Genomic DNA, 14,846 nt, shown 5'->3' with positions numbered 1-14,846 from the left:
CTGACCGGTATATTTCTTCCAAATCTCAACTTTTGAGTAATTCCCCGAAAGATACTCTTTGATCATTTCTTCCCGTTCAGCCCAACTCAGAGATCCTATTCCTCTTGTTTTTTGTTCTTTTTGTCGTTTCATAGTAGTTTACTTTGTGTAAACTCAATTCAGGACAAGTCAGGGAGAATAAGGGGGAATTGGGTTCTGAGTTCCCAGAGTTAAGAATTTTGAATGAGTAATCAGGAATAAAGTCTAAGCTTGAACGCTGTGCGTTCTACGTTTTGAGTTCAACGTTGAACACTGAACCTTGAACGATGAACGTTTAAGCAACATCAGCAAACGTGCGCTCCATCTTTCTAAAGTACATCATCCCAAAGATGAAAACCACCACCGCTACGATGCTTCCCGGCCAGATCCATTCCCAGGGCATGGGTCTATCCAAAAAGGCGGCACGGAAGCCTTCTATCACTCCGACCATGGGATTGAGGATATAGAATTTTTGGTATTCGGCAGGGACAGCTGATGTGCTATACACCACCGGAGCAGCATAGAGCAGAAGCTGAACAAGGAAAGTCAGGGCATGCTTTACATCCCGATACTTTACTGCCAATGCGGATAGAAACATCCCTATCCCCAGGCTGCACATCAAGAGCTGCAGGATCAAAAGCGGGGTAAATAATACTCCCCAACCGGGAACCTGCCTGAAGTAGATCAGCATAATCACCACCACCACAAAGGCGATGGTAAAGTCTAGCATCTTGGACAGGATGGCCGAGAGGGGCAGCACCATGCGCGGGAAGTAGACCTTGGTGATCATATTCGCATTCTGAATCAGGGAATTGGCCGATTCAGTCAGCGTGCCCGAGAAGTAGTTCCAAGGCCAAAGGGCCAAGTAGGAAAAGAGAATATAAGGCATCCCATCCGAATCTACCTTGGCTAAGCCTCCAAAAACCAAAGTAAAGACTAGGGTAGTGAAAAGAGGCTGAATAATCGCCCAAGACACCCCGAGAATGGACTGGGCATAGCGGGCCTTGATGCCGCGAAGCGTCAGGAAATACAGGAGGTCCTTGTAGCGCCAAAGCTCCTTGAAGTCCACCATCTTCCATCCGGAGGAGGGTTCGATTACTTTGTAGTGGGACGAGGGATTGATCTGGAGTTAATTTAAGGTTTTAAGTTTTAGGTTTTGGGTTCTACGTTTTGGGTTTCCGTTCAGGCAAACGATGAACTTAAAATTTTGAACACAAAAGACACTAGCATTGGTTTTAACGTCGATTCTTCCAGTGTGCCAGGAAGTAAGTGCTTTGGCTTATTGGTTATGTCTTTTAGGAACTTGATACCTGATACTAGATACTTGATACTAGATACTTTATCCTTGCCTTCTGCTTCTTCCTGTTTTTCTTCCCGGTAGGCAAAAAGGACTCCGGGACGGAAAAAGGGCTTTTGGATTCGGGTATCGGGGTGGAAAAGAATTACTCTATTTTGGAAGGCAGTCCGAAACCCACGGGATTGAAACCATCCCTGAAATTCCTCTGCATCCTTGTTTTGGTGGTAGGTACAAATGGCTACTTTGGCTTTCTTCAGCTTGGGAAGTAAGGGGTCAAGCATTTGGAGTACCTCCCGTTCAGCCCCATCCACATCGATTTTGAAAAGGACAGATTGGCTCTCCAGTTGGGGCATTTGGGAGAGATTGGCCTCATTTTTCCCAAAACCTACCCTTTGATGGGAAAGCACTACTTTTTCTTTCCAGGGCTGAAAGGTTTTCTGCAGGGGAGTTTTCCACTTGGGATCGGTCTCGTAGAGGAAGGCCTTTTTGACCTGATCGATATGTTCGAGGGTGAAATTGGCATCCCCACAGCCGATGTCCAGCAGGATATCGTCGGACTTAATGGAATAGACCGCATTCGCATAGGAATGGGGAGATTCCGGGTCCTGTTCCATCAGTAGGCTATTGGCATAAGACTTGGCCTTTTCCTCCGGCATGGAGTTGGGAAGAAAGAGCCTTTTTCCCCGGTAGGAGAAAAATGGATATCCCTCTTCGTAGTCCAGCAGGATTTGCTTGGGATCGTATCGGAACTGAAAGGAATAAGGAAAGATAGACAGTCCATGCTTTGCGATGAATTCGCCTTCCTCCCGGTATTTCCTCCCCTCCTCCGATGAGGTATAATTCAGTATTTTCTTAAGTAGCTTTTGACGGAATCTCTTTTGCCTCTGCACATATAGCCAAAGCCTTAGGGAATGAAGCATACTTGGATAGGAATTGGTTTGCCTCCTGTGGGGATTTGAGAGAGGAAGGAAGCGGGAAATTGAGGCGTTAAGGGTTAGTAGTCAAGAGTTAAATTGAGAATTGGCTGAAGCACTTAACATTATAAACTTAAACGCTTTCGAAAGCTTCGCCCTTTCACTCCCATTTTGGAGTTAGATTTTTTAGAGATTGCTTTCCGCCACAGCGGACAAGCTGCTCGCAATGACGGCTGTACGCTCGCAATGACGACCGAGTAATAAAATTACTCAGTGACTTGGGAATTGCAAATGTTTTTTTCGGAAGAAACGCCCGGGAAGGGTATTTACTTTCACTTAAAAAATTATTGCCTGACGGAAATCAAACCAATCAGGCCAAGCGGGAACATCAGGGGCAGGAATATCAGCCCATCCCATTCGTGGATTGATCTCTTATTGGCGGGATTTAGTACCTTTTTTTAAATTCAGGAATAATCGGGAAATCGCTCCAAGAGGGCCTCCCAGATGGTTTTATCTGCATTTTCTTTTTTCAAAAGATCCCCAAAAGCATAATCCAGCCTGATATCGTCGAAGGGCACAAGTCCTGAACCATCATAGTGGGTGAGTTCACCGAAGTAGACCTTTTCTCCCAAGGCATACAGATCCACTCGTAGGTCCCGAAACGAGGCTGAGAGTTGCTCGGCAATGGAAATCATTCGGGGCAAGGCGGGGATTTCATCCAGATGGGGGATTTCTTTATATCTCAGCATGTATCCTCCTTTGATGATGCGAAGGTCTCTATCGGTAAAGAGTCTTTTTTGATCTCCCAGTCTATCTTTCACAAACAGGATCATTTTGACTTTGCCATGGATGCAATAGAATTTATAATCCAAGGGAATCTGCCCCTTTTCATCCCGAAGTACTTTTTCGCAGATGAGTTTTCGTGGAATATTGCGGTAGGCCCATTCATGGTAATGCTGCCCGTAACTATTGGCAAGCCATAGATTGGCTTGTTTGATCACTTCTTTTCGGTCCATTCCGGGAGTCACGAGCAAATTTCCCCCTGAGGAATGGTTGGCTTTCAGAAAAAACTCGGAAGGGATGGAATCAAAATCGATTTTTCGGGCATCATCGGTGATTTGATACACCGGAATAAGAATTTCTTCTCCCTCTTTTTCTCCGAGAATTTCCTTGACATACGCTCTGGCCAAAACCTTATCACTGGTTTGGGTGAGTACAGGATTCCGATCATGGACTTTCTTGAATTGAATCCATTGATTGATCGTTTGGGGATTTTCAAGATTGAGTGGATATTTCTGATGAGCCAGAAAAAATCGATGGAGTTCGGGATATCCTTTCCGCTTCTGATTCCATTCATGCCAGGCATCCAAACCAAGCAAAAGATTTTTCTTAAGGAAATGACTGGGGATATGATTAAGGATAAAAGGCCTAATAGCAAACATAGGATGGTTGGGTTGAGCAAACTCGTTTAAAAATGGATCGGGAAAATAAAGAGGCCTGGGAAGAGGGGAAGCTTTCTTCTTTTGGATATTCAGAATAATTGGGGGGATGCAGGGATATTCCGGGTTTTGGTGCTTTGTATCTCTTCCCTGCACTCAGAGAGGTTTTTATGGATGTTTTCTTTTTTCCAAAGCAAGCCCAAAGCCAAGTCGATTTCGTAGGAATCGAGCTTTTCAATCCCTGCACCGGTGTAATGGGTAATTTCTCCGAAAAACACCTTGTCCTCCACGGAATAAAGATCAATCCGGGCATAGGTAAATGGCTTGGCCAGCTTTTCAGCGATGGTGAGCATTTTCGGAAAAGCAGGATATTGGGGTACCTGATCCATCATGTCCATATTGGTTTGCACACCGGGGATGGGATTAAGAAACTGATCGGAAAAAATCCGGCAAGGAGTTTCAAAACGGTCCTTATAAAAAAGAACCATTTTGACTTTTCCGTGGAAGCAGTACAACTTGATATCCATGGGGATTTTCCCCTGCCTATCCCGGATGACCTTTTCACAGATAATCCGACGGGGAATATCCCTATAAGCCCAGGAATGATATTCCTGACCATAACTGACACTAAGCCATTCTTGCGCAAGTTTGTAGACCTGCTGTCGGTCATCACCCGGCTGCACCAGAAGATTCATGCCCGAACCATGGTTGGCTTTCATAAAAAACTCTTCTTTCCAGATCGAATCCGGAAAATCCCTTCCTGTCCTGCTGATATGGAAGGCAGGAATGAGGATTTCCTCAGCCTGCTGATGACCGAGTACTTGTCGGACGTAATCCCTGACCTTTACTTTGTCCGAAGTGAGCACCAAGAGAGGATTCCTGTCAAAAACCATTTTGTGGACAATGTGCTCATTGTTGGTTTCCGGGTACCATAGCTTGAGTGGGTATTGGTTGTAGCGCTGAAAATAGCGGTGCAAGACTGGAAATCCCTGCACTTTTTCTTTGTAGTGATAGGCTAGGTCTTTGATTTTTCCCAAGTTTCCAGTGAATCTCATTTTTGGAGATAGTGATGTTTTGGTGACAGTACGGGTAATTTATTGCAGGGAAATAGTCGAGGCCCCTATTTGCTTCTGATTGATTATCAGAAGTCAAAAATAAATGTTTTGACTATCTGCTTTCTTATGAGTCACCAAGTTTTTCCAAGTTCACTTTGGCTTGGTTCGACTGGCTCAGCAACCGCCGTTAGGTGAATAGTTGGGTAGAAAAGTAAGAGCCTTGCCTTTTTGGTACAGGTAGCTGGACTGAGAATTGGGAAAATTTTGGCCGTCAATTATTTTCTGGAATCATCTCTACCGATTGAGGTTGGATTACTTCCTGAATTAGGCGTTTGGTAAACCAAATCGCTGGACCGACCATTTGATGAACAAGACTAAATCTCAGGTATCTCAGCAGAAAATATTGTCGCGTTTTGGAAGGGGCCAAGGCTATCAAAGGGTTGGAGGCCGCATCGAGTGCGGTTTGAATGGCTTTGATTTCAGCTTTCACATGTTTTTTGGTGTCGGCCATTCTTGCAGTGATAGAATTGTTATTGATGAAGTACACAAAGCCCTTTTTCTTCACCACTCCCCATATTGGGAACCTTAAAATCACCCGAAAAAACAATTCCCATTCCTGATGCTTTTTCAGTTCGGGATGGAAAAGTCCGACTTCTTCAAAAACGAACCTTCTAAAAAGAGGGCCACCTGGAAGAAAGAGAATTCTGAATCTCAGGTAATCCGAAATCACATCATCAGATTCTATATTTTGCCTGAAGGATTTGGTCCCTATGAAGTCATCTGCAAATTTGATTTCAGCCTTGGAGGCTACAAAAGGGAACTCGGGATTTTGGTCCAAAACCTTCGCTTTGTCCAAAAGAAAATTTGGCAGCATCAAATCATCGCTGTCAAACCATTGAATATATTCCCCTTTTGCTTTCGAAAAAGCAAAGTTTCTACAGGTATTCCCCCCTTTGGGTAAGCTATCCGGTCTTTTGAAAAGTCTGAATCTAGAGTCGGATTTAACAAATTTCTGGAGCAATTCCCAAGAACCATCCGTACTATGGTCATCAACTATGATGCATTCCCAATTCGTATAAGTCTGATTGACAATACTTTGGAATGTATCCTCTATATATTCAACCTTATTATAATTAGGGATAAGAATAGAAATCAATTTTTGATTCATTGCGAAAATACTTACCTGATTTTTCCCTTTTGAAAATTTTTTAATTCACGAAAGTTCAAGGTACTTAAGCCAATCTATTTCACCAAATAATATTTTGACATCGGGTTTAATGTTTTATCAAAAAGCCAAAAAACCTCGATATAGCAGAGAATAATTTACATAAGTGATTCTCGCCAAATCATGGTTTGAAATAGATATGGGTAGAATTGAAGTAGGGATCGTAGATTGTCACTCCGGAAAACCTCTTCTTTTTCCAACCGGAAAGAAAGGTCTGAATGGTGTCTTGGTAAGTCTCTCGATCTGCATTGTCAAATATCAGCATCCCTCCTCTTTTTAGTTTGGAGATGCTGTTTTTAAGGCATTGAGGTCTGACTCTACCGTCAATAATCAACAAATCGAAGGATTCTTCCGGAAGATGGTCTGCTGCATGTGCGTAGTCTTCAAAGTCCAAACCTTCCGAAAAAAGCCCATGGACACTCTTATACTCTTCTTTACCTTCTTTTTTCACAGGCGGCACAAGCACATGGGTGATTTTAGAGTAAGTTTCGAGTTGCTTGTGAATTAGATGATACCACTTTTCGTCGTGCTCTATACTGTAAATAGAGGCAACCTTATCTGCCAGATAGAGTGTGCTTCCCCCGGAACCAAACTCAAGCACGTGCATTTGAGGCTTAATGTATTTTTGGAGCTCCAAAAAAGCCCGGTGAACGATCCATGGCTTGGAGGCAAGAAAAGGGGGAATCAAACGCCTGTTGTAAGAAAAATAAGCAGGAAAATCCTGAATTGGCATTCCTATACCTTTACCGGACTTGAGGTAAGCCATGCACTCTGATACAAAGCGACCAAAAATTTTATAGGCGGGTTTGATGTATTGACCTGATTTACTTTCCATAGACTAATATGCCCGAGATGGTTTCCGGGTCTTTTTCCAAGATTTCTACTTCTACTTTTCTGTTTACTTTTTCGTAAGTCTTATCGCGGATAAAGTCAAGATAGTCTTTATCCAGATTTTTTCCTACCAGGACCATCTGCACGGTACCGGAGTCAATACCTTGGGCATAATCTCCCACGATATAGGCCTTTTCCACCTCCCCCATTCGCTTGACGATCCGCTCCATCAGGTCATCCAAACCAAGAAATTTGGAAACCATGTTTTTGATTTCGGTGAAAAAAGGATGGTTTTGATTGGCTTTATAGACTTTGGTTTTCCCCTCTTCCTCAGTGACCAATAGTCCTGCCTCCGTGAGTCGGTTGAGTTCTACGCGCACGGAATTGGTGGATTCATCAAAATCCTTGGCCAAAGAACGCAGGTATCCTGAATTGGAATGGGAAAAGAACTTCAGGAGAAGTTTGATTCGGGTTTTGGATGTGACTAGGGAGTCGAGCAAGGAGAGGGAGGTTGGGGGTTATATGTAAATGGTAAGTGGTAAGTGGTTAGAGGTAAATAGTTAACGGGGAAAAGTTAATCGTTCTATGTTTTGAGTTCGATGTTCTAGGTTCGATTTGTTGCACGTTAAACGTTGAACCCTGAACGTAGAACGTTTTGTGTTTTGGGTTCATGCTTCGACACTTCGGCACTTCGACTCCGCTCAGTGCAGGCATGCTCGGCAATCGAAGCTGAACTTTGACTATTTTCCAAAGCTTCGCCCTTTCACTCCCAGAGAGAGCTTACCGGCTTGAGTAAAATTTTTACTCGGTCAAAGTAAGGGGTTTTGGGGTTTTGTTCAAATGTTTTTGAGTCGCGGAATTGAAAAATTTGAAGATACTCGGATGTCCGATGACCGAAGTCGGATGTGGGATGTCCGATGTCGGATGACCGATGAATCGTAAATCGTACTTCGTACTTCGTAAATAAAAAGTGGGTCTTTTGACTTACAACGTATTGATTTTAAGGGAAAAAGGTATTATTTGAGCAGGGGGCAGCCACAATTGCGGCAGGTATCCTCGGAAATTTCATGCATAAAGCTGCAGGCATTACAAAAAATGATTTCGTCTTTGGATTTATCCCATTTTTCGAAGGTTTTGAGTTTTCCGTGATAGCGTACTTTTTCTCCCAAGTGATAATACTCGTAGAGGGTGGCGTCATTTTCTGCCCGCAGTTCGTGTCTTTTGCCCCGGCTGTCCTCGATGTACACAACAAAAATGGATTTCCCCTCTTTATCGAGGATTTCCTTCTCGGCTACTTCCCCATCCCAATCCGGCATCACCCGGTTGGAAAAAGCAGCATATAGCCCGATCAAAAAAAACATTCCTCCGATCACCAAACCGATATAAAGAGCCTCGGGATTGTCCATTTCGTCGCTGAATTCTCCATAGAGGAAAAAACCAATCACGGCAATCACTGACAAACCAAACCCAAACTGGTAACGGTAGTTCCGGGTATTTTTGAGGTATCGGTCAAAGGCAGGGTCCTTGATTTTTGAAGAATAGGGCATGGCTTGAGGGGCTTATTTTTTAAGTTTTTTGACCAAGAAACTCAGGTCCATATTCTCTGGGGCCGGAATTTGAAGCTCTTCGGTATTGGTCAGGGTTCGGTCGGTGTAGTAGTACTGAATGTACAGCCCATTGTAGGGCTCGGTGATGATTTTGGATTTCTTGATTCCAGAAAGAGGAAAATCCCAATTGTGAAAGAAGCCGTTGATGTAGGCAAACTTTTCCCCAATCATCACTAATCCATCCCCTTGCTGATTTTTGGAGCGGTAAAAGCTGGGCATCAGGAAGGCAAAAAAGGCAATCAATCCGATCAGACCCAATCCCACCATCACCATAAACCCTCCCCCTTCATCCATGAAAAGGGCAAAAAGTCCGAAGATGACCAAAATCAAAACAGCCGTAATGATGAAGGTGATTTTGTTTTTGGCTTTTTCATGACTGAAAAGCTGATTGACGTAGGCTTCTTTGAGCTTAGCATCCAGCTTCCATGAGGCTATCACTTTTTCACCGGAAATCAGGCTTTGCATTTTCCCTGCACGGCTTCGGAAAATAAAGAATACAATAAGGGCTGTCATCGCCCCCAAGGCACCGACGAGGGTCAAAGCCCATAAGCCAGAACTTGGCATATCCTCCAGAAAAGGCAGATAAGCCAAAACTGCAAAGCCAAAGAAGAAGAATAAAGCCCGCTTGGAAATGGTTTTCTCCTTGTTTTTGACAGGAAAAGGAAAGCTCAGCTCTACGGGAGAACTTTGGATTGCAGGGGGAAGCGGAGTTTCCTTGAAGAATAACTCCACTTCGGGAATGGGTTTTCCACAGCCTGGACAAAACTTGGCCTCAGGAAGAAGTGCAAAACCGCAGTTTGGACAGAACTTAGCCATATCAGTGTGTTTGGTTTCCTTTGAAAATCAAGCGTAAATCCACCGCTAGGAGGATAATCATCAATATTGAGATTGGTCCCGGATACTCCAGAGTATCCACTACCAAGGCAAGAAGGCCTATTACCTGAAGAATCAAAATGACTTTGATCACCCAATTGACAGGTTTGGGTTTATTTCTCCTCAGGAAAAGAAAAAGACCGGCAATCAAGCTGAAAAACAAGATTCCCAAGACGGAGTCACTAGAGTACCCGAGAATCAGCAAGAGCAAGTTCACCAAAAGAAATCCCCAAGAGCCGGCTTTATCGAGGCTTGATTGGACCTGATTTACTACTTCAGCAGCTGTAGGGGAAAAGCTCTTGGGTGCTGCTTTTTCCATAACTGGGAGCACTTCTTTGACTTTTTGGAGAATTTGGGCTTTGGCCGGAGTGGGCATTGTGCCAGAATAGGACTTGCTTTGTCCTTTGGTTAGGTTGGGCTTCATTGCTTGGGATAAGGAAGCAAGAGCTCCTCCACAGGAAGGACAAAATCGGGCTCCAGACTTGAGAGGACTACCACATTGAGGACAAAAGGCTGGGCTCATGACTTATGGGATTTTAAATTTTTTCACCGCAATTCATACAGAATTTGGCATTAGGAACCAGTTTGGCGCCACAATGCTGACAAAACTGGGGAGCTGCACCCCTCCTGCTTTCTGTGGCCGGAGATGGTTTTTCGGTTTCCCCCTCAAGGGCTAGCTCAAGGTATTTCCGCATCCATTCAGGAAGTTTCTTTCCGGATACATTGGCGATTCCAAAATTGAGGCCTTTATCTATTGTGATGACAAATAAGCCTGTGGCCTGGAGGAAAATAAATCGGGTATCCGATCCGGTGTCCACCAACTCAAACCCTCTATCCCACCAAGCAAGGGATCGAACAAACCAAGTCAACTCCTTTCCCAGGAAGAAGCGATCCTCTTGTTCTTCATCTGTGCCGATCAGATTCTTAATGCTCAGCATCGCAATTCCGGATTCAATGGCTTGAAGGCTTATCGGCTCGATTTTTTGTATGTGCTGAAAATGCGCCCACCAAGTGCCATCAGGTGTTTGGTCTGAGGCGGTTTGAGCTAATACCAGAAGCTCTTTGGGAGAAAAGGTCAAAATCCGGTCAGGCTCCCAAGTCGGCTCCGGTTCTGGATAGGTGCGGATAAAGAGTTCTGTGAGCAGTCCCAAGACCAAAAACTCGGAGGAGTTCATTTGGGTCAGCCCCGGCGTGTCCAAGGAAAGCGCAGGAAAATCCAAAAAGGACCCTGCGGCAAAGCTTACAAAAGCATCCCAATCCGGGAAAGCCTCAAAACGCAGGGTGTGATTGGAAGTAGATCCCAATAAAGAAACGGGGTGAAGCTGGGCTTGGGAGAAAAAGAGATAGGATTGGTAGATTTCTCGTCGGGCGATCTTGTGGAATTGAAGGGTAGTGGGGCCTGATTTCAGAAGCTCGAGATTTTCCTTCACATCATGAAAGTCAGGCAAGTCTCGCCACGACAAATCCTCCCCTGCGGCCGCTTGGGATGAAGCCAAATCTTTCCCCACCCAAGTCCGAATCTCCTCCGGGGTGATTCCCGCCTTTCCGGCGTAGCTTGCAAATTCAAAAGGCAATAGTTCCATAGTCAGCTGTTAATTCCAAAAGGATGAAAAGAATCCTTTTGCTTTGGGAAGTGTATTCAAATCCTTGAATTCATTGGTGATATCCTTGACTGCGTCCTCAAATCCATTGGGAAATCCCAAGTCTTTGAGTTCCTGATTGACCCGGGCCATCCGCTCGGGTGTCATATCCAAATCGGTAGGTTGCCTGGCGATGATTTGTTTGGCTTTCTCAACTTTCAGATTGACCTCTTTCATTTGATACCCTTGCTGCTGATAGCCTGTTTTCACCTCGTCGAGGGTTTTGATGGCTTTCTGAGCTTGGGCAAATTTTTCGGGTCTATTTCCGGCATTCCGAACTTTGTTTTGATACATTTTGGCAATGGAATCCGGGTTTCTCAGTACGCTTTCCCCTCTTTTCACCTTATTGATATTGGATTCGACGACGATTCGCTCTTTGGTGTTAGGGTCAATAGCTTGATCCGAGTAGTCAATGCAAGCCTCCTCGGCGGTAAAATCCGTGACCATTTGCTGTTTTCGTGCGGCCCATTCACTATCGGATATGTGCGGAGGCTTGTCTGTGAGCTCTCCGAAAATCCGCTCGGATTTGGCTTTGTAGATTTTGTGAGAGACTTCCACCCAAGCTTCCTGACCATTTTCCAGACGGACTCTTCGGAGCACTCGATAATCCCGGTCTGTATTGAGATCATTCCCTTTGCTTCCGGGAGTGCGAAAATCATCCACTTTCAGATCATTGGGGTCCATTCGGAGCTCGCGGGCTAGATCATTTTTGAGTTCCCGATCGTGGCGCTCGTATATTTCTTGTCTGGGACGGTCAAATGCATCTTTTAGCTCCTTACTGCCATGCTTTTTGATCGTCCGCACCATAGCCGGGTCTTCCATGATTTCCAATACCCTCCTTCTATCTATCCTCTTATTGCCATTTGCATCAGTTTGAATTTCGCTTTCCAATTTGTCCAAAGCCTCCTGAACCCGCTTGGATTTGGGAGGGAGTTTTTTTACCGGAGCATCTGCATCTTCTGCTCCCTCTTCTTTCTCTCCTTTCTTTTTCTTAGAATCATCATCATCCGGGGCATCTTCGGAATCGGTTCGGGGCTGTCTTCTTCTAAGTTCTTTGCTGAGAAACTGCACGATGAGCTCGTCCCGGATCTCACGACCTGTATTTTTTGCCGCTTCGATCATGGATTTGGTCTGATAGAGTTGGACCAAAAACTGACAAGTGATGTAGACAGTCCAGCATATAGCCTGATTTTTTCCAACTACCTTTTCGATATTTTCGACACTCAACAGTCTTCCTTTCAGCGTAGAAGTAAAGAGTGGGAGTATCTTGTCAAATTGCCGGTCGATATAAACTTGGGCACCCTTTTCCCGCTCGTAGATAAAGAAATTGATAGCATCGATCATCTCCGGCTTGAGCATACCTGCAGCTACTGCAGCTGGACCTTTCAGGTAATAGCTGACTAATACCGTATAGCAGATATCCCCTGCCCATTGGGCCCATTCCAGTGTCTTTTCGATCCGGGTGGCCCACTTATCCACGTCTTTGTAGCCCTCTGCTCCGTCTGCCAAGATGAGTTGGGCTCCGATGGCTCCGACTTGATTCCGGAATTCGACCAAGCCTTCGGTATCCAAAAACTCTTTCCTGGCCTCCAAAAGCATGGTGAGCTTTTCCTGAGCATTGCTATGGGGAACGTAGTTTTTGATCATGTACTGACACTCCGCGTAGGCTTCTTCCCAAGTTTTGAGTTTACGGCCCACGTTGTTGGTCTTGACTTTCAGCGTGATTTCTTGGGTGAACAATTCCGGGTCATCTTGGTCCTCGGCCGGCACAGAAAAGCGATAGGGAATTTCGTAAGTCTCCCCATAGCCGGGAATTTCCTCTTGGGTAGTCAGGAAATAGCAAGAATAGGGACTGACATGAATATCCGGATCTCGGTTGAACTCAGGTTGGAGAACTGAAATCAGGTTTTTGGTGGCCTTTTCCTCGCTCAGCATCTCGATTTGCAATTGGGAAAGGCCCTTTTCATCCGCTGCAATTTGCTTGGTTTGAGGATTGTATCGGAAAAGGCCGATTTCCATCCTTTCTTTGCGGGGTTTGTCCGCTGTAAGAAGGATCTCATTTTGGGAATTGACTCCTTTGTGAATATACAGTCCTACCTGAGAAGCTGTAACAGTGATATGACTCTCGATCGGCTTTTCTTCTCCTTGGGCAGCACTGATTACCAAAGTTTTGGAGAGTTGGCGCTGTCCTTCAGCAAGGGGAATTATGGGTCCGCGAAGCGTCACCAAAACCTGGGTTTCGGTTTGCTGCTCAATCGTTACTTCGGAAAGTGGCTCGTCTTCTATATCCACCCCAATACGGTACAACCAATCAAACTTCCACTCCTTTTCCTCTCCCGCATTTTTTATCCATACTTTAAACTGTACCTCCACCGGGTCATTTCTGACAGGGAGCGACACGTGGTACGTTTCCGACTCCAAATAGCAATCCAAAAGTTGGAGTACAAAGCTGTCCTCCATCCGCTCGTTGACATTTTCCTCCTCCTCTACCAGCATCTGTACCTGAACTTGTGCAGGAGGATGGGAGGAAATGGAAACTGAATTGGGATTGGAAGCCCCAATATTGATCCCCAACCAAGCCTCATCGGCCCAAACTGTATCGGAAATATCCAGCCAATCGCTATTGGGGGTGAAAATGATCTTTTTGGTCAGTTCATCTACCGGCTTGTCATATTCATCTACGACTTGTGCATAGAGGGCAATCAGACGATCAATATCCGGCCTCAAGCTTTTGGAATCGGGTGGAACTGTGCGGTAAATGATCCGCATCTGTCCCCCTGCTTTGATTTGTACGTCTTCCTGATAGGCTTTGCCATCTGCATTGGCATACACCGTAATGGAAAAATTGCTTTTGCTTGGCTTATCCTGAAGGAGCAGTTGACACTTTAGAGGGCTTGTTCCTGAAACAGGACTGATTTTTAAAGCCTTTTCCCGGTTTTGGATTTTAATCTCGGCAGGGTATTTCTTCTGGCTTTTAGGGGTAATTTTGTAGACGTTGATTTCGAGAAATTGAGGTTCATCAGGCTTGAGATCAAATCTTGCGGCAGAAAGCTGCAGGATGTACTGGGCCTCCTCTTCCTCCTCCTCCTCTTCTTTTTTCTTCTCTTTTTTGGAGGATTTGGAAGACTCTGCGGCTTTTGCTTTCCTTTTGAGGGCTTTTCTGAGAGCTAAAGCCACTGCGGCTGCCGTCACTACACCGATAATGGTGGTCCAAGGGAGGTCCTCGTCTGATTCCGTAGTTTTAGGGGTTGACGAGGTGCTTGCCTCACTTTCAGTTCCTACTCGAACAGCTTCAACATCGGAAATGGTCAATTCTGTTACCAATAGGTTTGGGTTGCCACCGGCTCTTTTTAAATAATTGTTGTATACAGCTGAATCAACAAGATCCAAAAACCTATTGGAGAGAACATATTTTTTAAAGGAGTATAACTTGCCAAAAAAAGAATTATCATCGATTTTCTTGACAATGATGAAAAAACCATCTGTTTCGGAAGATTCTTCAGGTACATTTAAAATAAATGAATTGTTAATTTCTTTTATTGTGAAGTCACTACCGATTTCTCCAACTTCCATTTCAAATAATTGATTCTGAAAATTTGGTCTTTTCGGATTTTTCTGAAATTCCTTCATGTCCTCATCAATAATCTTTCTCACTAACGACAATTCGTCTTGAGGCCATTCCTGAACATTTGGTTGAGAATATTTTATATTCCATCGACCATAAAGAAATTCTCCGGATGATTGGGCAATTGCAAAATTTTGATTAAAACTAAAAATTAAAATAAAAACTAACCGAAAATCGAGAACTAAATCAATTTTTTTAAATATAGGACACTGAACCATTTTGAGTGAAATATTCATTTTTGCTATACTAAATTTTTTGTCTTAACTCTACGCTGTAACGTTATGTACAAGATACCCCTCCAACAAAATATAAAACCTGTCAA

At 44.4% G+C, this 14,846-nt stretch carries 13 protein-coding genes; 1 reads left to right on the top strand and 12 read right to left on the bottom strand.

Annotated elements, in window-relative coordinates:
- Positions 1-313: 313 nt before the first annotated feature.
- Together AAA938_RS12880 and AAA938_RS12875 are read right to left on the bottom strand one after the other, a co-directional pair.
- The gene (locus AAA938_RS12880; protein ID WP_338229145.1) at positions 314-1,090 is read right to left on the bottom strand and encodes an ABC transporter permease; all 777 of its coding nucleotides are present in this window, start codon (positions 1,088-1,090) and stop codon (positions 314-316) included.
- A gap of 110 nt (positions 1,091-1,200) precedes the next feature.
- Positions 1,201-2,235 (bottom strand): hypothetical protein, encoded by a 1,035-nt coding sequence (locus tag AAA938_RS12875; protein WP_338229144.1) that lies wholly within the window; start codon positions 2,233-2,235, stop codon positions 1,201-1,203.
- A 272-nt stretch (positions 2,236-2,507) separates the two neighbouring features.
- On the opposite strand from AAA938_RS12875, the gene AAA938_RS12870 reads away from it, so the two are divergent.
- On the top strand, positions 2,508-2,657 hold the full coding sequence (locus AAA938_RS12870) for a hypothetical protein (RefSeq protein ID WP_338229143.1): 150 nt from the start codon (positions 2,508-2,510) through the stop codon (positions 2,655-2,657).
- 36 nt (positions 2,658-2,693) lie between these two features.
- Here the strand turns inward: AAA938_RS12870 and AAA938_RS12865 are convergent, their stop codons facing one another.
- The 10 genes from AAA938_RS12865 to AAA938_RS12820 form a co-directional block, all read right to left on the bottom strand.
- Positions 2,694-3,671, bottom strand: a complete 978-nt coding sequence (locus tag AAA938_RS12865) for an ATP-grasp fold amidoligase family protein (RefSeq protein WP_338229142.1) — start codon at positions 3,669-3,671, stop codon at positions 2,694-2,696.
- An 89-nt stretch (positions 3,672-3,760) separates the two neighbouring features.
- Positions 3,761-4,723 carry an ATP-grasp fold amidoligase family protein gene (locus AAA938_RS12860; RefSeq protein WP_338229141.1) on the bottom strand — a complete coding sequence of 321 codons (963 nt, stop codon included), beginning with the start codon at positions 4,721-4,723 and terminating at the stop codon, positions 3,761-3,763.
- 271 nt (positions 4,724-4,994) lie between these two features.
- On the bottom strand, positions 4,995-5,891 hold the full coding sequence (locus AAA938_RS12855) for a glycosyltransferase family 2 protein (protein ID WP_338229140.1): 897 nt from the start codon (positions 5,889-5,891) through the stop codon (positions 4,995-4,997).
- A 178-nt stretch (positions 5,892-6,069) separates the two neighbouring features.
- On the bottom strand, positions 6,070-6,783 hold the full coding sequence (locus AAA938_RS12850) for an O-methyltransferase (RefSeq protein WP_338229139.1): 714 nt from the start codon (positions 6,781-6,783) through the stop codon (positions 6,070-6,072).
- Complete coding sequence (locus AAA938_RS12845) at positions 6,773-7,279, bottom strand: winged helix-turn-helix domain-containing protein (RefSeq protein ID WP_338229138.1); 507 nt, start codon at positions 7,277-7,279, stop codon at positions 6,773-6,775. Before AAA938_RS12845 ends, AAA938_RS12850 begins: the two co-directional genes overlap by 11 nt.
- Positions 7,280-7,795: 516 nt before the next feature.
- On the bottom strand, positions 7,796-8,326 hold the full coding sequence (locus AAA938_RS12840) for a hypothetical protein (RefSeq protein WP_338229137.1): 531 nt from the start codon (positions 8,324-8,326) through the stop codon (positions 7,796-7,798).
- A 12-nt stretch (positions 8,327-8,338) separates the two neighbouring features.
- Complete coding sequence (locus AAA938_RS12835) at positions 8,339-9,202, bottom strand: zinc ribbon domain-containing protein (protein ID WP_338229136.1); 864 nt, start codon at positions 9,200-9,202, stop codon at positions 8,339-8,341.
- 1 nt (position 9,203) lies between these two features.
- Complete coding sequence (locus AAA938_RS12830) at positions 9,204-9,782, bottom strand: zinc ribbon domain-containing protein (RefSeq protein WP_338229135.1); 579 nt, start codon at positions 9,780-9,782, stop codon at positions 9,204-9,206.
- 13 nt (positions 9,783-9,795) lie between these two features.
- Positions 9,796-10,842 (bottom strand): zinc ribbon domain-containing protein, encoded by a 1,047-nt coding sequence (locus tag AAA938_RS12825; RefSeq protein ID WP_338229134.1) that lies wholly within the window; start codon positions 10,840-10,842, stop codon positions 9,796-9,798.
- Positions 10,843-10,851: 9 nt separating this feature from the next.
- Entirely contained in the window at positions 10,852-14,553 is a 3,702-nt protein-coding gene (locus AAA938_RS12820; protein WP_338229133.1) for a hypothetical protein, read from the bottom strand.
- Positions 14,554-14,846 lie beyond the last annotated feature (293 nt).

The organism is Algoriphagus taiwanensis (genome assembly GCF_036245645.1).
Lineage (GTDB): Bacteria > Bacteroidota > Bacteroidia > Cytophagales > Cyclobacteriaceae > Algoriphagus > Algoriphagus taiwanensis.
The sequence above is the reverse complement of the archived record's forward strand: the minus strand, read 5'-3'. Positions and strand labels throughout refer to the sequence as shown.